The sequence below is a fragment of the Proteus alimentorum genome (genome assembly GCF_002607735.1).
GTDB classification, from domain to species: Bacteria; Pseudomonadota; Gammaproteobacteria; order Enterobacterales; family Enterobacteriaceae; genus Proteus; species Proteus alimentorum.
On sequence record NZ_NBVR01000035.1, the window covers coordinates 1 to 22,431 of the forward strand.

Genomic DNA, 22,431 nt, shown 5'->3' on the forward strand with positions numbered 1-22,431 from the left:
AAACAATTTGGTGTATTTTGTTTTGTTTCTAACGATATTTAATTTCGTTTAGGACGGGCACTAATATACCAAAATTCAAAAACTCAATAAATGAGTCATTCAATTAGGAATAATTCAATCCTAGTGAATTTATTATTTTTAATGTCTTCGTCCTTTATATTTTAGGAAACAAAAAGATGAAATTAAATAAATTAGCGTTAGTTCTTGGCTTAGGTTTAACTGTTGCTGCAGGTTCTGCATTTGCTGCTGATCAAGGTCACGGTACCGTTAAATTTGTTGGTTCAATTATTGATGCACCTTGTTCTATTCATCCTGATTCAGAAAATCAAACTGTTCCATTAGGTCAAATTTCTACTGCTGCATTAAAAGATGGTGGTCGTAGTAATTCTCGTGATTTTAAAATTACTTTAGAGAATTGCACAACAGAAACTTATAAAACTGTTCAAACAACCTTCACTGGTTCAGAAGATGCAGACATCTTAGCAGGTTCTTTAGGTATTGAAGGTATCGCTAAAAATGCTGCTGTTGTTATCACCGATGCTGGTGGCAAACAAATCAAATTAGGTACACCAAGTGCTGCTCAAGCATTACGTGATGGTAATAACGATCTGAACTTTGCTGCTTACTTACAAGGTTCTTCAGCAGAAGCTGCCGTTCCTGGTGACTTCACTGCAATCGCAACTTTCGCACTGACTTATCAGTAAGAAAAAATAAGTTCTGTACAAGGATGTACAGAGCTTTATTTCTTGTGTCTATTTTTAACGATTTTTTTCTTACGGAGAAAAAGATGAATCGCAAGATGACACCACTATGGCTATGCCTTATTGCCAGCTTACTGATGACAACAGCAGTAGCGAGTGATGTAAAACAAGATAAAAACATGCATCAGCGATTTGGGGTACTTAATCTTTCAGGCTCGATCTTAGAACCATCTTGCACGATTGCAGCAGGAAGTGGTGAACAAGTTATTCCACTGACAACGGTTTCTATTCCAATGCTGGTGACTGAAGGGCAAGGACCTATTGAGTATTTTTCTATCAGATTAACGGAATGTACGCTAATTGAACAAAAAGGTCAGGAAGCGGACAACCCTCGTTTTATTGCAACGTTTGAAGGTCCCTCTAGCGAGAATGGCAATTTTGCACTTTCAGGTGAAGCGAGAGGTGCGTCATTAGCGATAGCTGATCGTTATGGTAGGCGAGCCATTCCAGGTAAGCCATTACCCCCAGTGGGTATTGACTCCAAATCAATGGCGTTACTTTACCAAGCGCGAATAGTCAAAAATAACGAAATACCAAAAGCTGGAAATTACCGAACAACGCTGCGATTTAAGCTGGAATACTATTAAATGGATCGGGTTGGATAACTTATGGTTAGAACATTCAAAACCGTTGGTTTAGGGACGGAAAAAAAGAAAAAACAACATACTATTCGGCCTGTTGCTGTACTGATCTATTTCATTCTTACTGGCGCTTACAGTATTTCAAGTTCAGCTTTAGCAAATAGTGATATTGAATTTAATGCCGATATATTGGATCTAAAAGATAAGCAAAATATTGACTTATCAGATTTTTCTCGCGCTGGCTATATTATGCCCGGCCGATATGAGTTTGTTGTTCGCGTGAATAATAATGAACTCCCTGAACTTTATAACATTAGCTATGTTGTACCAGCCAATGATCCCAAAGGTAGTGAGGCTTGCTTACCGCCAGAATTGATCCACCAAATAGGACTCAAACCTGAATGGGTTGAAAAAGTGAAATATCAAGATAATGGAAGTTGTCTTGATATCTCTTCCATCCCCGGAATGACTGTGAATGCAAGTTTGGGAAGTGGCAACCTTATTCTTACTATTCCTCAAGCGTATCTTGAATATTCAGCGCCAAACTGGGATCCACCTTCTCGTTGGGATCACGGTATCTCTGGCGTGCTTTTTGACTATAACGTCAATGCTAACGTGACTGATCCCGCTGAAGGGAAACAGCGCCAACAAGTTACAGGCTTAGGAACCGTGGGAGCAAACCTTGGTGTTTGGCGTTTCCGTGCCGATTGGCAAGCAAGTTATCAGCATACAACAGGTCTTCCTGATAGCACTGAAAATAGTTGGAAATGGAACCAGCTTTATCTTTATAGAGCAATCACGCAGTTAGGGGCTCGCCTTGTGATGGGGGAGACTTACTCACGTTCTGACATTTTCGATAACTTCCGTTTTACTGGGATTAACTTGTCTACGGATGACAATATGTTGCCACCTAACTTAAGGGGATATGCCCCTGAAGTAACCGGTGTGGCAAAAACAAATGCGAAAGTGACGATTAGTCAGCAAGGTCGTGTGATCTATGAAACTCAGGTTGCTCCTGGGCCATTTCGTATTCAAGACATCAATGATGCTGTCAGTGGCAAATTAGATGTACGTATTGAAGAGCAAGATGGATCTGTTCAAGAATTTCAAATGGATACGGCAAGTATTCCTTATTTAACACGTCCCGGTCGAGTGCAATATAAATTATCTGCGGGTAAGCCGTCAGATATGAACCGTAATACGGAAGGCCCTATTTTTGGTATGGGTGAATTCTCATGGGGGATCAGTAACGGTTGGTCACTTTATGGTGGTTCATTAGTATCGGGCGATTATAACTCGGTTTCTGCGGGTATTGGTCGTGACCTAATGGCATTGGGGGCTATCTCTTTTGATGCGACCCATTCTTGGGCAAAAATTCCAAATGATGACAAGCGTTATCATGGCGGCTCCTATCGCGTCAGTTACTCAAAACGTTTTGAACAAATAAATAGCCAAGTGACATTCGCAGGCTATCGATTCTCTGAACGTGACTTTATGAGTATGAACCAATATTTAGATCGCCGTTATCGTGGTGGTGAAGAAGACAACAATAAAGAGCTTTATACCATTATGTTTAGTAAGCAGTTCCCTGAATGGGGGTTGAGTGCTTACTTAAACTATAGTCATCAGACTTATTGGAATAAGCCTAATAACGATAACTATAACTTGTCATTAGCCAAAACGATGGATATTGGTCGCTTTAAAAATATCAACCTCAGTCTGTCGGCGTTTCGCAATAAATTTAATGGCACCAATGATAATGGCGTTTATATGAATGTCAGTATGCCTTGGAGTGATCGCGCAACCATTAGCTACAACACTGTGATTAATAAACACGGTAATTCACATAATGTCAGCTATTACGATCGTATTGATGACAATAGTAGCTACCGTGTTGGCGCGGGTTTAAGCAGTAACGGTAAACCATCCGCAGATGCCTATCTCATGCATTACGCTGATGCTGCATTGGTTACTGCTAGTGCGAGCCATATTAATGGTGAATACACTTCAGCCACATTATCACTACAAGGTGGGGCAACATTAACACCAAAAGGTGGTGCATTACATCGTACAAGCCGTACGGGGAGTACTCGTTTACTTGTTGATACAGATGGCATTTCAGATGTACCAGTGAAAAGTATCGGCGCTATTACGCGTACCAATGCTTTTGGTAAAGCTGTACTACCTGATATCAATGATTATTACCGCAGTAGTGCCAGCATCGACCTTGATCAGATGCCAGATAACGCTGAAGCATTACGCTCAATTCAACAACTAACCCTAACAGAAGGTGCAATAGGCTACCGCCACTTTGATGTGGTATCGGGACAAAAAGCCATGGCTGTTATTCGATTACAAGACGGAACTTATCCACCGTTTGGTGCCAGTGTCACAACCGAGAAGGGGCGAGAGCTCGGTATTGTCAATGATGGTGGGAATGTCTATCTGACAGGGATTAACAGTGATGATGTATTGAGTGTTCGTTGGAATGGCCAAGAGCAGTGCAAAGTCCGTATTCCAACATTAGTTGAAGGATTATTTATGTCTTCATTATTACTGACTTGTAGTGATGGTGAAGCAACACTTTCAACAATCAATCAAAGAGCAGAGCCCTTACCTAAACCTCAACTGATCACGCAATAAGGTTAGGAAAAAAGGGAAAGATAAAAATAATTTCAGACAAAAAGAGTAATTTAAAATGATGTTATCAAAGCGCTTATTCATTGTAACAACCACTTTATTGACTGGAATGGTCTTAACTAGTCAAGCCCTTGCTGCGATTGCTTTAGATAGAACGCGTGTCATTTTTAATGGTGCAGATAAGTCTATTAGCTTAAATGTCAGTAATCAGAATAAAGAGTTGCCTTATTTGGCTCAGGGCTGGATGGAAAATGAAAATGGAGAACGTATTGACAGCCCATTATTAGTTTTACCGCCTATTCAGCGTATTGAGCCGGGCGATAAAAGCCAAGTAAAAGTGCAGTCATTACCTGATATTGCAAAATTACCACAAGATAGAGAAAGCGTTTTCTATTTTAACTTGCGTGAAATTCCACCACGTAGCGATAAACCTAATGTACTGCAAATTGCACTACAAACACGAATTAAGTTGTTTTATCGCCCAGCATCGATTTACGCCACACAAACGGATCTCACCCATCCTTGGCAGGAAAAAATCACCTTAATAAAGAAAGGTGATCGCTATGAAGTGAATAACCCAACACCTTATTACGTGACATTAGTGGATGGTTTAACAGGATTGAAAGGAAAAAGCCTAGATGGTTTTGAACCAATCATGATTGCCCCTAAAAGCACAGGAACGATAAATCTGCATACTTCTGCGTTTGGCACATCACCTGTACTCAGTTACATCAATGATTACGGTGGACGACCACAGATGAAATTCACCTGTAATGGCAATGAATGCAAAGTTACAGAAACATCAGCAGGAAACTAAATAGGTCTATTTTATGAAGATGGAACAGCGGTTTAGCCCAAGCAAAGCAGTGTTGATTCTTATTTTGGCAACGTTTACTGGAGGCCTAAGTTTTACTGCTGTTGCGAATTTACCCGCTAGAGCGGTGAAAGATGTTATTCCAGGAATTGTTTATATCAATATCTCAGGGAATGTCATTGCGCCACCGCCTTGCTTAATTAATGACGGCAAAATGATCGAAGTTAATTTTGGTGAGGTGATGAGTACTCGTATTGATGGTGTTCGTTATAAAGAGCCTGTCCACTACACCGCGACTTGCCAAAAAATGCCAACCAATGCCATGAAAGTTTATGTTACGGGTAGCGCAACAGGGTTCGATTCAAATGCGCTACAAACAAATATTACGGGATTAGGGGTGCGTATTCTGTATCAAGGAAGCTTATTAGATTTAGGTAAGGCGGTGAATTTTACTTATCCCAACTTACCTGAATTAGAAGCTATTCCTGTTCGTGATCAGAATGAAACCTTAGTGGGTGGTGATTTTGTCGCAAGTGGCACACTGCATGTGGATTATCAGTAAGAGGTCAGAAGATGAATAAATTAAAGTACCTATGTCTGATCGCATTACTGAATTCTTATTCTGTTATGAGTGCAGACGCACCTAATATGAAATTATTTGGCACTTTATTAGTACCACCTCCTTGTGTCATTAGTAACAACGAACTGATTGATGTCTATTTTGGACACAACGTAGGTATTCATAAAGTAGATGGCATTAACTATACCGAATCGGTGAATTATCGATTGGTCTGTGATCCAAATTTAAAAGGTTGGGATTTAGGGCTTTCTATTATTGGCCCTAAAACACAGTTTGATGAAGCGGCGCTACAAACCAATATTCCAGATTTAGGCATTCATCTTACGCAAGATGGTAAGCCTTTTAAATTAAACGAGCGTATTGCGATATCACCCGATAGTCCTCCTGTGATCCAAGCGGTGCCCGTTAAAAGACCAGGTAGTACTTTGCCTGAAGGTGCATTTGAAGTATCGGCAACATTGCTTGCTGAATACCAATAGGAGCGTATTGATGAATATAAAAAGGTTATCGATCCCGTTCGTATTGGGGCTTGCCACATTTACGGGATTAATATCAACCGCTTTCTCAGCGCCAGACAATATGCGTTTTCACGGCATATTAGTTGACGAGCCTTGTACCATAAAGCCTGGTGACGAAACCGTTGAATTAGATTTTGGCAATATACCAGACAAGAACCTTTATGCGTATCAAAGAACACCAAGCAAGTTGTTTCAAATACGCTTGTCTGAATGTGATTTAACGATTGGTAAAAGCGTCAAGATCACTTTCAAAGGGGATGAAAATCAAGCCATGGCAGGACAAGGTTTTTTAGCGATTAGCCCAAGTAGTCAAGCGGCGGGTATTGCTGTTGGACTGGAATCTGAAAATGGAAATGCGCTACCTGTTAATAAAGAAACAGACAAACTCTCGTTAAATGCGGATGACACGATTTTAAATTTTTATGCCTTTATTCAAGGGGAGCCAGATGCGATTGCTAACCAATCCATTAAACGAGGCCCATTTAGTGCAATCGCCACATTCCATTTGAATTATGACTAATTATTAGAGTTGAGGTTTTATATGTCCATATTAAAGCGATTTCCAGCTTTATGTATTGCAATAGGTTTGTTGTTTTCGGCACCCGCAATGGCATCTATCTTTTCTTATATTACTGAATCGACAGGAACACCCTCAAATGCAACCTATACCTATGTTATTCAGCGTTGGGATCCTGAAACGTCGGGAACATTAAATCCTTGTTATGGATGGTCTATTTGCTATGCAACGATTAACCATAAACATGAACTGGATGGCACTGGAGGGACAGCTCAGCAAGTTATCACAAGAATTGAGAAGTTGCGTACTTTAGCTGAAGTTCGAGAAGAGGTGCTAAGAAATATCTCCTTACCACTGGAAGGAAAAACCAATCACGTAGGGCCTGCTTTAAATTCTAATCAGGAATGTGTGGGATTATTTTATCAACCAAATTCAAGCGGATTATCACCGAGAGGACGTTTATTACCGGGATCATTATGTGGTATTGCACCGCCACCTGTTGGTGCCTGCAAAATAACAGAAGGTGCTGTAAACCTTAATTATGGCGATATAGATGAATATAGTTTAGAGGGTGCTCAGCGTTATCAGAATATCAATGTTACTTGTAATTTAGCGATGAAAGTCATGGTTATTGCATCAGGTTCAGATAATGGGAGAGTGCCTTTACGTTCAGACAACAGTTTATATGCTGATTTATTTCTTGATGATTATCCTGGTGAGACCGGTAGCATAATTAATGTTCCAGCTGGCGGTTCTGTGCCTGTAAAAGTAAGTTCTACTTTACATACCAATGGTCGTGTTGCTCCGGGCTATTTCTCTGGTTCAGGTTCAATTATTTTAACGATGCCTTAATCGTGATAATGGGGGAATATTATGATGAATTGCGATTTTACAGATATTGATGTTAATGCGTTGGTTGGAAAAAGAATTCAGAAAAAGCGTAAAGAATTAGGTTATACCGGTATGCAAATTGCTGAAAAAATTGGTGTTAGCCAACAGCAATTCTCTCGATATGAGCGCGGGTTGAATAAAATAGATTTAAGTTACCTCGTTTTGTTGGCTAATTATTTGAATACACCTATTTATTGGTTTTTTGAGGACTGTTTTGCCACAAAATCTTCATCTGAAAATCAGCGTATTGATAAACGAAGTAGCACTATTGCTGAAGCGATGCCGGATGTTTTTTTGTACTAATGCATACCGCTGAAGGATACCCAAACTTGGTGTTTTAGAGCGTATGTTTTTTCTTTGATTGATTACCATATTGGTAAGGCAGGGGAAACCCTGCCCTTTTTTTATGCTAAAAAAGACTAAGTACTGTTAGTCAAACTTGAGTTATTGATCGTGTAATCAGAAAAAAAGGAAGATATAGATAATCAATTTTTACTCTTTTATACACGTTTTATAAAAGGTAAAAATGGGGCATAAATGTAAATTAGTCATTTTATGATGATAATAATTATTTAAAACAGGTGTTTTTCTTGAAATGTGTGATCGGAATACTCTTAAAGCGAGTTTTTTACAAATATCGATTTCTATTAGGTTAAACCTGTTTTTTTTTATTACATCGTGAAAAAGATAAATAAAGCTAACTTAATTTATTAAATAAAGATGCTCTAATAATGATCTTCTTATTAAGATGTGGTTAGTTGAATAATTAAATAATTCTAATGAAACTTTCTATTTTTATTTAAAATATTAACTTATTATCATTTAGTCGATAAAAGATTATTTCTAATATATAGCTTAAAACTTACTTCTTTAGATTAATTAACTATTCGAAAATAAGTTAAATCTATTCAGATAATATAAAACTATTCCTAATTTATCGCAAAGATAAAAAAATTCCAATATTCTTATTGAAAAATATTTGATAATTAAAAAACAAGTAATAATGACTAATATATATACACATGATACAAGTAATGTTAAATCATTATGTATATAATGTAAATTAAATGTATTTTACTATGTTTTTATTTGGATAAAAATATGTGGATTCTCTGGGAAGGTAATAATATGAATAAGCTAATAATGAAATTAGTAGCAATACGTAAAATAGTCAATAATCAAATAAATAAATAATTTAAATATTTGAAGTAGCTCTTAATAAATACATTAAAAATTTTACCCAAAAACGCGTAATTATTCTCAATCAAATGATTAGGTTTTTGTTTTTTTTTGAAGGGAAAACGGGCTTTACACGAATTTCTTTTTTGAATTATCAGTTAGTTAACATGTAGGAGTGTTCTTAATCAAAAAATGCAAGTTGTACAAAAAACTCGCTTTTTGACCTTAATTTCCTAGGTGTAAATACTTATCTTTAAGTGTTAAATTATTATCAAAATACTCTATTCTTGATTAGTTTATTTATATAATTAATTTTAAATCAATTGCTTATGATGTTTTTCCTCTTTTTATGTTGTTTATTATAAACATGAGTAATTATAAAAATTGTAACTTTTAATTTATTTATTAAATACAAAGAGTTATGTTTATTTGATGTTTTGTTTTTAATATTTGATTCAATTTAAGATTATCATTAAAAGATCTATTTTGTGTGGTTTATGCATGGGTGTCAATAATGATAATAAATAAATTAACAAATCAATTTTTTTGATCTTTTTGAAAAACAATGTGTTAGGTTTGATTTGTTTCATTATGTAAAAATTTAGTTATATTAAGTTAAAATAAATAAATAAGAAAATGTTATTTAATTGGCTGTTATTCCTATTCATAAAAAGACATTCAGATCTTTTCACTTTAAATTTTGAAATGGCAGAATTTAAATCTCACATATCTCTTTTTGAGAGTATTGATTTGGTTTTAAAGTCCGTTTCAGGTGTTTTCGGAAAGTAATATTTTGTGTGAAAATGTAAAAAATACACCTAATATCAGTAAATTAATAAAAATAGATTTAATGATATTTGGGTGGTTTGACTTAAATAAAAGCAGAGAGAATAATATATCCAACTTGATACGCTTCCTTTATCTAATTTCATAATTAAATATGAAATTGGCTGGATGAACTTTATCAAAATATAGAAACACTATTTAGCATGTCATTCATTTAAGCAATTTGCTTATATTGAATTTTATTATTTTAAATATCTTCGTTCTTATATTTTCAGGAAACATAAAGATGAAATTAAATAAATTAGGTTTAGTTTTAGGTTTAGGCTTAACTGTTGCTGCTGGTTCTGCATTCGCTGCTGATCAAGGTCATGGTACTGTAGAATTTTGGGGTTCAATCATCGATGCTCCATGTTCAATCGATCCTAACTCAGGTGACCAACGTGTTCCACTAGGACAAGTTTCAGCAAATGCACTGAAAGATGGCGGCCGTAGCGTATCTAACACGTTTAAAATCAAATTACTGCAATGCTCTACTGAAACTTATAAAACAGTTCAAACTACCTTCACTGGTGCTGAAGCAGCGGCTATTCTGCCAGGCTCTTTAGGTATCGAAGGTTTAGCGAAAAATGCAGCAGTTGTTATTACTGATGCTGGTGGTACACAAATTAAATTAGGTGAACCAACTAAAGCTCAAACTATTCGTGATGGTTCAAATGATCTGAACTTTGCTGCTTACTTACAAGGTTCTACAACAGATGCAGCTGTACCTGGTGACTTTACTGCGATCGCAACTTTCGCATTAACTTACCAATAATAGATGTGTTTTTAAGCCCTGTATAAGGATGTATAGGGCTTTATCTTTAGCTTTATTTTATGGTTTATCTTATGGAGTGGAAAACAATGAATCGCAAAATGGTGCCACTATTATTACTTGTTGCAACAGGATTATTTGTTAAACCTGTAATGGCAGTGACCGACATAAAACAAGATGTAAAATCACATCAGCGATTCGGCGTGGTTAGTCTACAAGGTTCTATATTAGAGCCAACATGTACTATCTCGGCAGGAAGTCGAGAGCAAGTTATCTCTTTAAGTACCGTGTCTATTCCGACCTTAGCTGTTGAAGGCCAAGGACCGATTGAATATTTTGCTATTCGATTAACAGAATGTTCCCTTGTTGACCAAAAAGGTACACAAGCAGAACGTCCTCGTTTTATTGCTACTTTTGAAGGCCCCGCACAGAACGGATTATTCCAACTTTTCGGCGACGCGAAAGGTGCTTCGTTAGCTATTGCTGACCGTTACGGAAGATTGGCAATACCAGGGAAACCTTTACCTCCTGTGGATATCGATACCAAATCGTTGTCTTTGTTGTATCAAGCAAGACTTATTAAAAATAACGACATCCCACGAGCAGGTAATTATCAGGCAACCCTGCGTTTTAAACTTGAATATTATTAAATGGATTGGTTGGATTATTTATGGCTAAATCATTCAAAACTGCTTCAATAAAAGCAGAGAAAAAGAGTAATCAGCATACAATTCGACCTGTTGCAGCACTGATCTATTTAATTATTGCTGGTATGGCGAGCGCCTCTAGTATGGCATTTGCAGCCAGTGATATCGAGTTTAACTCTGATATTCTTGATCTAAAAGATAAACAAAATATTGATTTATCTGACTTCTCTCGTGCTGGTTATATTATGCCCGGTAAGTATGAATTTATTGTTAAAGTTAATAATAATGAATTACCGGATCTCTATACCATTAATTATATTGTCCCCGAAAATGATCCTAAAGCGAGTATTCCTTGTATTCCTCGCGAATTAGTCAATCAATTTACGTTGAAACCTGAGTGGCTCAAAGCGGTAACTTGGAAAGATGGCGATGCCTGTCTTGATGAGTCATCGATACCGGGTATGACAACAAGTACTAACTTAGGTGCAGGTAGTTTTATTGTTACTATTCCTCAAGCCTATGTTGAGTATGCTACCGAGGATTGGGATCCACCTTCTCGTTGGGATGAAGGTATTTCAGGACTTATTTTTGACTATAACCTGAATGCTAATGTGACCGATCCCGCTAATGGTAAACAAAGACAACAAGTTACGGGGAGTGGTACTGCGGGTGCTAACTTAGGTGTTTGGCGTTTTCGTGCTGATTGGCAAGCAAACTATCAACACACAACGGGTGTGAATGGTAGTACTGAGAATGATTGGGATTGGAGTCAATATTACCTTTATAGAGCAATAACCCAGTGGGGGGCTCGCCTTGTTATGGGTGAGACTTATTCACGCTCTGATATTTTTGATAACTTCCGTTTTACGGGTATCAGTTTATTAACGGATGATCAGATGTTGCCTCCTAATTTAAGAGGTTATGCACCTGAAGTAACCGGTGTAGCAAAATCTAATGCGAAAGTGACGATTAGCCAGCAAGGTCGTGTGATCTATGAAACACAGGTCGCACCGGGTCCATTCCGTATTCAAAATCTTAATGATGCAGTCAGTGGTAAGCTGGATGTTCGTGTTGAAGAGCAAGATGGCTCAGTACAAGAATATCAAATGGATACGGCAAGCATCCCTTACTTAACACGTCCGGGTCGAGTGCAATATAAATTATCAGCAGGCAAGCCTTCTGATATGGATCACAAGACAGAAGGGCCCGTTTTTGCAATGGGTGAGTTTTCATGGGGGGTTAGCAATGGTTGGTCACTCTATGGTGGTTCATTAGTTGCGGGAGATTATAACTCTGTTTCTTTAGGTATTGGTCGTGACCTAATGGCGTTGGGTGCTATCTCTTTTGATGCAACGCACTCGTGGGCAAAAATTCCTAATGATGATAAACGCTATCATGGTGGCTCTTATCGCGTTAGCTACTCTAAACGTTTTGAAGCAATAAATGGTCAGGTGACTTTCGCAGGTTATCGTTTCTCAGAACGTGATTTTATGAGTATGGATCAATATTTAGATCGCCGTTACCGTGATAACAATCGTGATAATAATAAAGAGCTCTATACCATAACATTAAGTAAGCAATTCCCAGATTTAGGTTTGAGTGCTTATCTTAACTATAACCATCAAACTTATTGGAATAAGCCTAATAACGATTATTACAACTTATCTTTATCTAAGTTTATGGATATTGGTAGTTTTAAAAATATCAATATCAATTTATCTGCTTACCGCAATAAATTTAATGGCGAGAATGATGATGGTGTTTATTTAAACGTCAGTATGCCTTGGAGCGATAAAGCCACAATTAGCTATAACACTGTAATTAATAAGAATGGTAATTCACATAATGTGAGCTATTTTGATCGCCTCGATGACAATAATAACTATCGCTTAGGTGCAGGTTTAAGTAGTCGTGGGCGTCCTTCTGCTGATGCTTATTATACGCGTTATGGTGATACAGCACTGGTAACAGCAAGTGCGAGTCATATTCAAGGTGAAAATACCTCAGCATCACTTTCTCTACAAGGTGGCGCGACGTTAACATCAAAAGGCGGTGCATTCCATCGTACGGCAATGCCAGGCGCTGCGCGTCTATTAGTCGATACTAATGGTGTGGCTGATGTACCAATTAGAAGTTTAGGAGCGGTGAGCCATACTAACTATTTTGGTAAAGCTGTGCTTCCAGATATCAATAATTACTATCGGAGTAGTGCAACAATTGATTTAGATAAATTACCTGATGATGTTGATGCGGTGCGTTCAATTCAACAATTAACCCTGACTGAAGGGGCGATAGGTTACCGTGAGTTTGACGTTATTTCAGGGCAAAAAGCGATGGCGATTGTCCGCATGAAAGACGGAAATTATCCACCATTTGGCGCTAGCATTACCACAGAAAAAGGACGAGAACTGGGCATCGTGAATGATAGCGGTAATGTTTATTTAAGTGGAATAAACTCGGGTGATATTTTAGATGTACGTTGGAGTGGTAAAAAACAGTGTGAAGTACAAGTACCTCAATTAAATGAAGGTATCTTTATTTCTTCACTATTATTAACGTGTGGAGACACTCCATCAATCTCTTATTCAGCACAAGAGAGAACCGAATCACCATCTCAGCCACAATTAGTCAAAACTGAAGGTTGAGAAGGGAAAATTTAAACGATTTTATAAACAAAAGAGTAATTAAAGATGATGTTATTAAAGCGCTCATTCATTGTAGCAACCACATTATTGACGGGAATGGTGTTTACCCAACAAGCTATTGCTGCGATTGCATTGGATAGAACTCGTGTCATTTTTAATGGAGCTGATAAATCAATTAGCCTTAATGTCAGTAATCAAAATAAAGATCTGCCTTATTTAGCACAAGGTTGGATGGAAGATGTCAATGGGCAAAAAGTGGAAAGTCCATTAATTGTTCTGCCACCTATTCAACGTATTGAACCCGGTGATAAAAGCCAGATAAAAATACAAGGGTTACCTGATGTCGCTAAATTACCTCAAGATCGGGAAAGTGTATTCTATTTTAACTTACGTGAAATTCCACCACGTAGTGATAAACCCAATGTACTGCAAATTGCATTACAAACACGGATTAAATTGTTTTATCGCCCAGCTGCGATTTATGCGACACAGACTGATTTAACAAATCCATGGCAGGAAAAAATCACCCTAACGAAAAAAGGGGATACCTATCAGGTTAATAATCCAACGCCTTACTTTGTGACAATTGTCGATGGGTTAACAGGGTTAAAAGGTGAAAGTATACCTGGGTTTATGCCTTTAATGGTTGATCCAAAAAGCAGTGCTGATCTTAATTTGAAAGCCTCTACACTTGGTGCATCACCCGTATTAAGTTATATCAACGATTATGGTGGGCGCCCTCGTTTGAAATTTAGCTGTAGTGGTAATGAGTGTAAGGTTGTAGAAACAGCAATCGGAAATTAATAGGTTTATTTATGGATATGGAACAGCGGTTTAACACAAGCAAAGCAGTGTTGGTTTTATTAATGACAACATTTACTGGTGTCCTGAGTTCAACTGCTGTTGCAAATACACCTCCTACAGCGAGAGCGGGTAACGCTATACCTGGGATAGTTTATGTTTATATCTCGGGTAATGTTATCGCGCCACCACCTTGTGTCATCAATGGAGGAAAAACGATTGAGGTTGATTTTGGTGAGGTCATGAGTACGCGTATTGATGGTGTTAATTACAAAAAGCCTATTACCTATAGTGCTGAGTGTAGAAAAATGCCAACAAATACAATGAAAGTCTCTATTTCTGGAAATGGTACTGGGTTTGATTCAAATGCCTTGAGCACAAATATTACAGGATTAGGGGTACGTATTCTTTACCAAAATAAATTATTGAGATTGGGGCAAGAAGTGAATTTCACTTATCCTAACTTTCCGCAATTTGAGGCAATTCCTGTTCGTGATTATGCTGCATCATTAACTGGGGGTGATTTTTACGCTACTGCAACACTTCGAGTAGAATATCAGTAAGGAGTCAGTACATGCTTATTAATTTAAAAAAGGTTTGTCTGACAACATTATTCGTAATGTCGCCTTTATTTGCCAGTGCGGATGAACCGAATATGAAATTATTTGGAACATTATTAATTCCACCTCCTTGTGTGATTGAAAATAATAACTTAATTGAAGTTTATTTTGGCCATAATGTTGGTATTCATAGAGTCGATGGAATTAATTACACTCAACCCGTGAATTACAGATTAAAGTGCGATCCAAATATAAAAGGCTGGGATCTGGGACTTTCTATTATTGGTCCTAAAAGCCAGTTTGATGATGCTGGATTACAAACCAATATTACTGATTTAGCTATTCATATGACTCGAAATGGTGAGCCTTTTATTTTAAATGAGCGTTTTATTATATCGCCGGATAAACCACCTATTATTCAAGCTGTACCAGTAAAAAAACCAGGAAGTACATTAGTAGAAGGCCCATTTGAAGTGACAGCAACGTTGCTCGCAGAATATCAATAGGAGTGTGAAAATGAAGCTTAAAACATTACCGCTTCCTGTTATTTGCGGGCTTACGTTCCTAATAGGAATATCTACCATAGCCAATGCAGCACCGAATAATATGCGACTTTATGGCGCCTTAGTTGATGAACCTTGTGTGATAAAACCTGGCGATGAAACCATTTCGCTAGAATTTGGTAATGTGCCGGATAAAACGTTTTACATTGGTTCGGGTAGAACCAATAGCCAAAATTTTCAAATTCATTTATCAGAATGTGACCTTTCAATTAATAAAAAGGTGAGAGTGACATTTAGTGGTACTGAGAATCAGGCAATGGTTGGGCAAGGTTTTCTTGCATTAAGTACAGGAAGTCAAGCGGAAGGTATTGCCATTGGATTAGAAAATTCTGATGGCAGTCCACTGCGGATTAATCAAGAAACAAGCAATATTGCCTTAAATTCAGGGGATTCTATTTTAAGGTTCCGCGCATTTATACAAGCTGAGCCTAATGCTATTGCTAATGAATCAATAAAACGAGGTCGTTTTAGTGCCATAGCCACATTCCATCTGAATTATGATTAATTATTAAGATTGAGGTTAATATGTTTACCCTAAAACGATTATCAGCATTATGTTTATTTAGTGTGATGATGCTCTTTTCTGCATCATCAATGGCTTCTATTTTTTCTTATATTACGGAATCTAAAGTTCTTTCTTCTTCTTCTGCAAACTATACTTTTATTATTCAACGTTGGGATCCTGAAACAACGATGACGTTGAATCCTTGTTATGGTAGTGCATCTTGTAAAATTACAATTAATCATAGACATAATGCATCAGGACAAGGTGGGGCAGCGACAAGAACAATTTTAACAGGCGCGCAAAAATATCGCACTATGGCGGAATTGCGTGATGCTGTTATGCGAGTGCAAACTTTTCCTACGTCACCTACTGTTGCTCATCACTCAGGGGTACCTAATAGTGAAATTCAAGAGTGTGTTGGTTTATTCTATGAAACCGGAACGACAAAATTATTACTTCCAGGATCAATGTGTGGTATTGCACCGCCCCCTGCTGGGGCTTGTGAGATAATTGATGGTTCTGTCAACCTCAACTATGGCGACATTGATGAAGATAAACTCGGTGACTCAACACAGAATAAACGTTCACAAACAATTCAAGTGACGTGCAATAAAGACTTATACGTTGTTGTTTATGCCTCATCTCTAGATGGCCAAAATGTCAGATTACGTCCAGACGGTAGCCTATTTGCGGATTTATATCTTAATAATAGACCCGGTGAAACTGGTGAGAAAATTTTTGTACCTGCAGGGAGAGCAACACCCGTCGTCGTTAGCTCTGTATTACGTCCTTATGGTCGAGTTGCTCCGGGGTCATTTTCTGGCGTTGGCACATTAATTTTGGCAATGCCTTAATATAAACAAAGTTGGAAAACGCGATGATGGATTATGACTTTATAAACATCAATGTGAATGAACTCGTTGGTAAAAGAATACAGAAAAAACGCAAAGAGCTTGGTTATTCCGGTGGTCATATTGCTGATAAATTAGGTGTTAGCCAACAACAATTTTCTCGTTATGAACGCGGGTTAAATAAAATAGATTTGAGTTACCTTGTGACATTAGCCGTCTATTTAAGAACCCCCATTTACTGGTTTTTTGAAGATTGTTTTCACGTTGAAGAAGAGACTGAAGATAGACACGCAAGTAAGTGTATATACTTTATGGCGGAATCTACGCCAGATATTATCTTCTAATCAATAAATATTTTCTCATTGAGTGGTAGATAAAGAGGGTAAGCCATTCTTACCCTTTTTTATCTTTAAAATATCAACAGTATTGTCTTTTAAATATTTATTTTTCGATTTCTCTCTTTCTTTTCTCAGATCATCAATTCTTTATTCTATATGTCGTAATACATTCAATATCTACTACAAAATTACCTGTTCATGTTACAAATAATCTAAAGTTTTAACCTGTTTTGACTGTTTATTCGTCATTATTTCCCCTTTCATAGTAATTACAACCGTTACTATCAGGTTTATCTGAGTGTTTAATCGTTTCTGACTATTAAGTAAAGGTATTTTTAGGTAGTAAAGGTTAATAAATAATCACAATAATGTTAAAAAATGTTACCTTATGCACATTTTTTAATTTTAGATATTATAAATTAATTTTAATGTGAGCGATTTGTAATTGTATGATTTATTTTTATTTGATTGTTTATTAAGGTAAAAAATATTTTAGTTGATCACTTTATCTTGATGTTTATCTTAAATAAAGCATTTATAAATAGAATTAACAGATGGTCATAATAAAAAGGGTTGTGTACTGTGCATTTTCTGTTTTTTTATAAAAAGGATAAATGATGCAAACAAAAAAACAGGGAGGCAGTCGCTTTCTACGCACAGTGGAATGGCTAGGAAATGCGCTACCCCATCCCGTTATTTTATTTATTATTTTAATTGCTATTTTACTTGTCTCTTCGGCAGTTGGTGAATACTTCGGTGTTACGGTACAAGATCCCCGACCAGAAGGCGCTAAAGGGCGTGCAGAAGATGGCTATATCCACATTATTAGTTTGTTAGATGCTGAGGGTATTCGTCGTATATTGGCAAATGTAGTCACCAACTTTACTGGATTTGCGCCTTTAGGTACGGTGCTGGTGGCGTTATTAGGTGTCGGTATTGCTGAACGTGCAGGCTTATTATCTGCGGTTATGCGTTTAGTGGTAATGAAAGCACCTCGTAAAATGACTACATTGGCGATTGTCTTTGCGGGTATTATGTCGAATACCGCGGCTGAGTTAGGCTATGTGGTACTGATACCGTTATCAGCAATTATCTTCCATTCGTTAGGGCGGCATCCTCTCGCTGGTCTAGCGGCTGCATTTGCAGGGGTTTCCGGCGGTTATTCTGCTAACTTACTCTTAGGGACGATAGATCCGTTATTATCAGGTATTACGCAGCAAGCAGCGCGCATTATAGATCCAACTTATATCGTTGGTGCTGAAGCAAACTGGTACTTTATGTTTGTCAGTACATTCCTTATTACTTTCTTAGGTTACTTCATTACAGAAAAAATCGTTGAGCCTCAACTAGGGCCTTATAACGGTAACGAACTTGATGATGAAGAAAATGATTTAAGGAATGCTGCTGAAGTTACGCCACTCGAAAAGAAAGCATTATGGGCTGCGACAGGAACCTTTATTGTTATGGGCGTGATTTTGGCGCTAACCGTTGTTCCTGAAAATGGCATATTGAGAAATCAAGAAACAGGGCTAATTGGTAATTCTCCTTTCTTAAAATCTATTGTTGTCTTTATTTTCTTATTCTTTGCAATTCCGGGTATTGTTTACGGATGGATTGCTAAGACAATGCGTACAGATAAAGACATCGTTGATGCTATGGCGAATTCGATGAGCACGCTTGGGCTCTATTTAGTGATTATTTTCTTTGCAGCTCAGTTTGTGGCGTTCTTTGGTTGGACAAATATCGGTCAGGTTATTGCTGTTAAGGGGGCTGCACTACTTAATAGCATTGATATGCCAAGTGGATTACTGTTCTTAGGCTTTATTTTAATCTGTGCTTTTATTAACTTAATGATTGGTTCAGCATCAGCACAATGGGCTGTTACAGCACCTATCTTTGTACCAATGTTAATGCTTGCAGGTTATGCGCCAGAGACAATCCAAGCAGCATATCGAATAGGCGATTCTGTCACTAATATCATTACACCAATGATGAGTTATTTTGGTTTGATATTAGCAGTTGCAACAAAATATAAGAAAGACACGGGTATTGGTACTATGATCTCTATGATGTTGCCATATTCTGTTATTTTCTTAATTGGTTGGTCATTATTATTCTACTTATGGGTATTTGTATTCAACTTACCAGTGGGACCTGGCTCACCAACGTATTATTCTCCAACAGCAGGTTAATTCTCTGTGATAAAAGAAGCTTATACAGGGATGTATAGGCTTTTTCTATTTTGCTATTTCATTCTTTTTGATCTGTTTCTTTTTTATGATTTGCCAATTTTTCTGTGAGTTGTGTGGCATAGTCCGCATGTAAAAATTGGGTATCTAGACCAGCCTGCTGCAATTTTAACTCAAGTAATGCCAAACGCTTTTGCAGTGATCCATTCTCTATTTCGGTTTCATTTAATGTACTTAGGATTTCAGCTAGAGATAAGGCTTCTTTTCTATCTTGCATTTCAGGTGGTAAAAAACCTGCATTCTTTAATAAGTGATAGCTTGCTCTAAGTGACTCTGGAACATGGCTATTATCATCAAGGATCAATGGTTTTCCTTCTCCTTTTAGTGATGAAAGTTCTCCTTTTTGTAACGCTTTTTCTATATGGCGTTCAGCCCACTCATCTAAAATAGACACTTTAAACCTCTTTTTGGTAACTATCACAATAGAAAAGATCACTGCAAATTAAATTGGCTTGCTTAGATTATATAATTTGATATTATATTTTTATATTATATAAATAAATATATTGTAAAAGGATCAAAAATGAGCAAGTACAAAGAAATAGTAACAGACATTGCAGCTAACATGGGGGCATTGTCTCAAAATATTCCAGAAGTAATGAAAGCGTTTATGAGCACGACAAAAGCGGGTGGTAAAGAAGGTGCTTTAGATGCAAAAACAAAAGAATTGATCGCCATTGCAATTGCTGTCGCGAATCGTTGTGATGGTTGTATTGGATTTCATGCAAAAACACTTGTAGAGCTTGGCACAACAGAACAAGAACTCGCTGAAGCATTAGGTGTTGCTATTTATATGGGGGGCGGCCCTTCAGTTATGTATGCAGCCAACACCATGGGCGCTTTTAAAGAGTTTAATAAATAAGATTTTTATCATCATATAATTAAACGAAGTAATCAAAAACCAGAATAAGTTCCTTCTGGTTTTTTTATTTTATATACTTTGTTGATTTTCTGTTTATGCTTAAATGTTTTCTCTCTATTTTTTATTTTAATACTATTTAGATGAATATTTGATAAATAACTCGCTGTTATTTCATAAAATATTAATGTGTCACCATTTGAATTTTTAACGGAGTTTTATTTTATCTTATTGATTAATATTGAAAATAATGGGGTTTTGGCATCCTTGTGACTGGTTAAAAATAAAACAATTCATTAATTAATTATAATTTAATAAATAATAATTGAATCTTTTATAGGATAGCTATTCTAAGTGGATAGTTCGTATAAGGTGATATTGTTTTATTTTAACGGGGAATATATGCGTGTCGATTTTGTAGAAAGATATAAATGGTTTCTACTTTTTATTTTTATATTTTTAACTTATTTAATTCCTCTCGAAACGCGACTACTCTGGCAACCAGATGAGATCCGTTATGCTGAGATTAGTCGAGAAATGCTCGTATCGGGTAATTGGTCTGTACCTTATATGCTGGATATTCGCTATTTTGAAAAGCCCGTATTAGGATATTGGTTAAACAGTATTGCACAATGGTTATTTGGCGGCGGTCATTTTTCTGTTCGTGTTGTCGTTGTAACGTCAACCTTATTAACCGGCTTATTTGTTTATCGTGCGGCTATGCTAGTTTGGCATAATCGTACTTTGGCATTTAATGCACTGGTGGTTTTTTTATCCTCATTTCTTGTATTAGCGATTGGTACCTACAATATTCTTGATCCTATAGTGACAATGTTTGTGACTATTGCAATGTATTACTTTTTAAGTGGATTATCTGCACAGAATAGAAAGTCAAAAATCAGTGCATATATTTTAGTCGGTGTTTTCTGTGGATTAGGTTTTTTAACTAAAGGTTTTATTGCGGTTGTTTTACCCGCATTAGTTTTTATTGTAACCGCAATTAGCTTATCTCGTTTTAAAGAAGTCCTTTGCTATGCACCAATAGCGCTTATCTCTCTGCTTATTATCGCTGGCCCATGGGTGATTTCAGTTGCACTTCAAGCTCCTGATTATTGGCACTACTTTTTTTGGATTGAACATGTTCAACGTTTTGTTGAAAAGAATTCAGCAAGATCTCAACCTATGTGGTTTTATTTACCTATTGTTATTTTGGGTATTTTACCTTGGTTAGGGTTTTTATTTGGGGCGCTTAAATCAGCTATTTTATTGAAAAAAGGAACGCTTTATTTTTCGTTTTGGTTATTCCTATTTTTTGCTTTCTTTTCTGCTTCCAGCGGTAAGTTATTAACCTATATGTTACCTTGTTTTGTGCCACTTTCTATCTTGATTGCACATTACATGGAAGAGCTAAAAAATAAACAAAATGAAAAAATTCATAATATTAATGCGATCATAAATACTGTTTTTGGGTTTGTTGGCGTCTCTATTATAGTTTATTCGCTTTTCTCCACACGATTTACGTTATATGAAACAAGTGAGCAATATAAAGCGCTGCTGGGTATTGTGGGCTTCTTATGTTGGAGTGTGATGGGAATTGTTTCATTCTTTAAACCCACCCGCTTACTGACTTTATTTTGCTCAGTAGGATTAAGTCTAGCAATTGGATACGTCATTCCTCATAAAATAGAAAGTAAAAGCACCCCTGAAAAGGCAATCAGTCACTATTATAGCGAGCTAGCAGATAAGCCTTATATTTTAACTGATGAAGTCGGGATCGGAACGTCCTTAGCATGGAGTTTAAAACGCACTGATATTCGTTTAACAGAGACAAAAGGGGAGCTTGCTTATGGTCTGGCATATCCTGATGTGCATAATAAATATTATGATCTTAAGCAACTAGTTAACTTAATTGAAGAGAATAACTATCAAGGGCTTGCGATTATTTTAGTCCGACCAGAGCGAAAAGACATATTATCTGTTATCAGCCAGTTAAAGGTAAAACCTGTTGTAGAAAAACAGGGTGATTTAACGTTTATTTTCTTTAATTAACTGATTTAAAAGTCTATTTCTATTTTTAAAAGACTGTTATCAAAGAGCAAATAAATTTAACTTCAACTTTAAAATGACATGGATTTGATTTTTTGTGTTGTTTTTGTGTGATCAAAGCCAAAAAATGGATTTTGTTGAAAAATATATTTTGCTCTTTTTAATTTTAATGGTAGGTTTAAAATGTGTCCATTAAATCGGAGTTAGCTAAGCACTATATGACAAGTCACTTTACTTTATCAGAACCCCCGCCCAAACAAAATGTACTTATGAATGGGGGTAATTTATG

Annotated in this window: 22 protein-coding genes; 21 read left to right on the top strand and 1 reads right to left on the bottom strand. The window is 36.7% G+C overall.

Translation table 11 applies throughout. The annotated features are described in order from the left end of the window. Window positions 1-176: 176 nt before the first annotated feature. The 19 genes from B6258_RS14275 (at window position 177) to B6258_RS14365 (ending at window position 19,180) form a co-directional block, all read left to right on the top strand. Window positions 177-704, top strand: coding sequence for a fimbrial protein (locus tag B6258_RS14275; RefSeq protein WP_099075823.1), 528 nt, complete (start codon window positions 177-179; stop codon window positions 702-704). An 83-nt stretch (window positions 705-787) separates the two neighbouring features. Continuing rightward, complete coding sequence (locus B6258_RS14280) at window positions 788-1,348, top strand: fimbrial protein (RefSeq protein WP_099075824.1); 561 nt, start codon at window positions 788-790, stop codon at window positions 1,346-1,348. 21 nt (window positions 1,349-1,369) lie between these two features. Beyond that, the gene (locus tag B6258_RS14285) at window positions 1,370-3,985 is read left to right on the top strand and encodes an outer membrane usher protein (RefSeq protein ID WP_099075825.1); all 2,616 of its coding nucleotides are present in this window, start codon (window positions 1,370-1,372) and stop codon (window positions 3,983-3,985) included. Between the two features lie 55 nt (window positions 3,986-4,040). Then, window positions 4,041-4,799, top strand: a complete 759-nt coding sequence (locus tag B6258_RS14290) for a fimbria/pilus periplasmic chaperone (RefSeq protein WP_099075826.1) — start codon at window positions 4,041-4,043, stop codon at window positions 4,797-4,799. A 13-nt stretch (window positions 4,800-4,812) separates the two neighbouring features. Beyond that, entirely contained in the window at window positions 4,813-5,358 is a 546-nt protein-coding gene (locus tag B6258_RS14295; RefSeq protein WP_099075827.1) for a fimbrial protein, read from the top strand. Between the two features lie 11 nt (window positions 5,359-5,369). Beyond that, on the top strand, window positions 5,370-5,855 hold the full coding sequence (locus tag B6258_RS14300; RefSeq protein ID WP_099075828.1) for a fimbrial protein: 486 nt from the start codon (window positions 5,370-5,372) through the stop codon (window positions 5,853-5,855). A gap of 10 nt (window positions 5,856-5,865) precedes the next feature. Further along, the gene (locus tag B6258_RS14305; RefSeq protein WP_099075829.1) at window positions 5,866-6,414 is read left to right on the top strand and encodes a fimbrial protein; all 549 of its coding nucleotides are present in this window, start codon (window positions 5,866-5,868) and stop codon (window positions 6,412-6,414) included. A gap of 21 nt (window positions 6,415-6,435) precedes the next feature. Then, the gene (locus B6258_RS14310) at window positions 6,436-7,263 is read left to right on the top strand and encodes an MrpH family fimbial adhesin (protein WP_099075830.1); all 828 of its coding nucleotides are present in this window, start codon (window positions 6,436-6,438) and stop codon (window positions 7,261-7,263) included. Between the two features lie 21 nt (window positions 7,264-7,284). Further along, window positions 7,285-7,605, top strand: coding sequence for a helix-turn-helix domain-containing protein (locus B6258_RS14315; protein ID WP_099075831.1), 321 nt, complete (start codon window positions 7,285-7,287; stop codon window positions 7,603-7,605). A 1,948-nt stretch (window positions 7,606-9,553) separates the two neighbouring features. Beyond that, window positions 9,554-10,081 (top strand): fimbrial protein, encoded by a 528-nt coding sequence (locus tag B6258_RS14320; RefSeq protein WP_099075832.1) that lies wholly within the window; start codon window positions 9,554-9,556, stop codon window positions 10,079-10,081. Between the two features lie 86 nt (window positions 10,082-10,167). Continuing rightward, window positions 10,168-10,728, top strand: coding sequence for a fimbrial protein (locus B6258_RS14325; protein ID WP_099075833.1), 561 nt, complete (start codon window positions 10,168-10,170; stop codon window positions 10,726-10,728). Window positions 10,729-10,748: 20 nt separating this feature from the next. After that, window positions 10,749-13,370, top strand: a complete 2,622-nt coding sequence (locus B6258_RS14330; protein WP_099075834.1) for an outer membrane usher protein — start codon at window positions 10,749-10,751, stop codon at window positions 13,368-13,370. Between the two features lie 45 nt (window positions 13,371-13,415). Next, window positions 13,416-14,174 carry a fimbria/pilus periplasmic chaperone gene (locus B6258_RS14335; RefSeq protein WP_099075835.1) on the top strand — a complete coding sequence of 253 codons (759 nt, stop codon included), beginning with the start codon at window positions 13,416-13,418 and terminating at the stop codon, window positions 14,172-14,174. Window positions 14,175-14,185: 11 nt separating this feature from the next. Then, entirely contained in the window at window positions 14,186-14,734 is a 549-nt protein-coding gene (locus B6258_RS14340) for a fimbrial protein (RefSeq protein ID WP_099075836.1), read from the top strand. Window positions 14,735-14,790: 56 nt separating this feature from the next. Further along, entirely contained in the window at window positions 14,791-15,237 is a 447-nt protein-coding gene (locus B6258_RS14345) for a fimbrial protein (protein WP_420820597.1), read from the top strand. Window positions 15,238-15,247: 10 nt separating this feature from the next. Beyond that, window positions 15,248-15,799, top strand: a complete 552-nt coding sequence (locus B6258_RS14350) for a fimbrial protein (protein ID WP_099075838.1) — start codon at window positions 15,248-15,250, stop codon at window positions 15,797-15,799. 20 nt (window positions 15,800-15,819) lie between these two features. Then, the gene (locus B6258_RS14355; RefSeq protein WP_099075839.1) at window positions 15,820-16,653 is read left to right on the top strand and encodes an MrpH family fimbial adhesin; all 834 of its coding nucleotides are present in this window, start codon (window positions 15,820-15,822) and stop codon (window positions 16,651-16,653) included. Between the two features lie 23 nt (window positions 16,654-16,676). After that, window positions 16,677-16,994, top strand: a complete 318-nt coding sequence (locus tag B6258_RS14360; RefSeq protein ID WP_099075840.1) for a helix-turn-helix domain-containing protein — start codon at window positions 16,677-16,679, stop codon at window positions 16,992-16,994. Between the two features lie 611 nt (window positions 16,995-17,605). Beyond that, window positions 17,606-19,180 carry an AbgT family transporter gene (locus tag B6258_RS14365; RefSeq protein WP_099075841.1) on the top strand — a complete coding sequence of 525 codons (1,575 nt, stop codon included), beginning with the start codon at window positions 17,606-17,608 and terminating at the stop codon, window positions 19,178-19,180. 58 nt (window positions 19,181-19,238) lie between these two features. On the opposite strand, the gene B6258_RS14370 is transcribed toward B6258_RS14365, so the two are convergent. Continuing rightward, entirely contained in the window at window positions 19,239-19,631 is a 393-nt protein-coding gene (locus B6258_RS14370; RefSeq protein ID WP_099075842.1) for a DnaJ family domain-containing protein, read from the bottom strand. A gap of 129 nt (window positions 19,632-19,760) precedes the next feature. Here B6258_RS14370 and B6258_RS14375 point away from each other — a divergent pair, with 129 nt between their 5' ends. After that, window positions 19,761-20,099, top strand: a complete 339-nt coding sequence (locus B6258_RS14375; RefSeq protein WP_099075843.1) for a carboxymuconolactone decarboxylase family protein — start codon at window positions 19,761-19,763, stop codon at window positions 20,097-20,099. A gap of 399 nt (window positions 20,100-20,498) precedes the next feature. Next, window positions 20,499-22,145: a lipid IV(A) 4-amino-4-deoxy-L-arabinosyltransferase gene (gene arnT, locus B6258_RS14380; RefSeq protein ID WP_099075844.1), complete on the top strand. Its 1,647-nt coding sequence runs from the start codon at window positions 20,499-20,501 to the stop codon at window positions 22,143-22,145. Window positions 22,146-22,431: the final 286 nt, after the last annotated feature.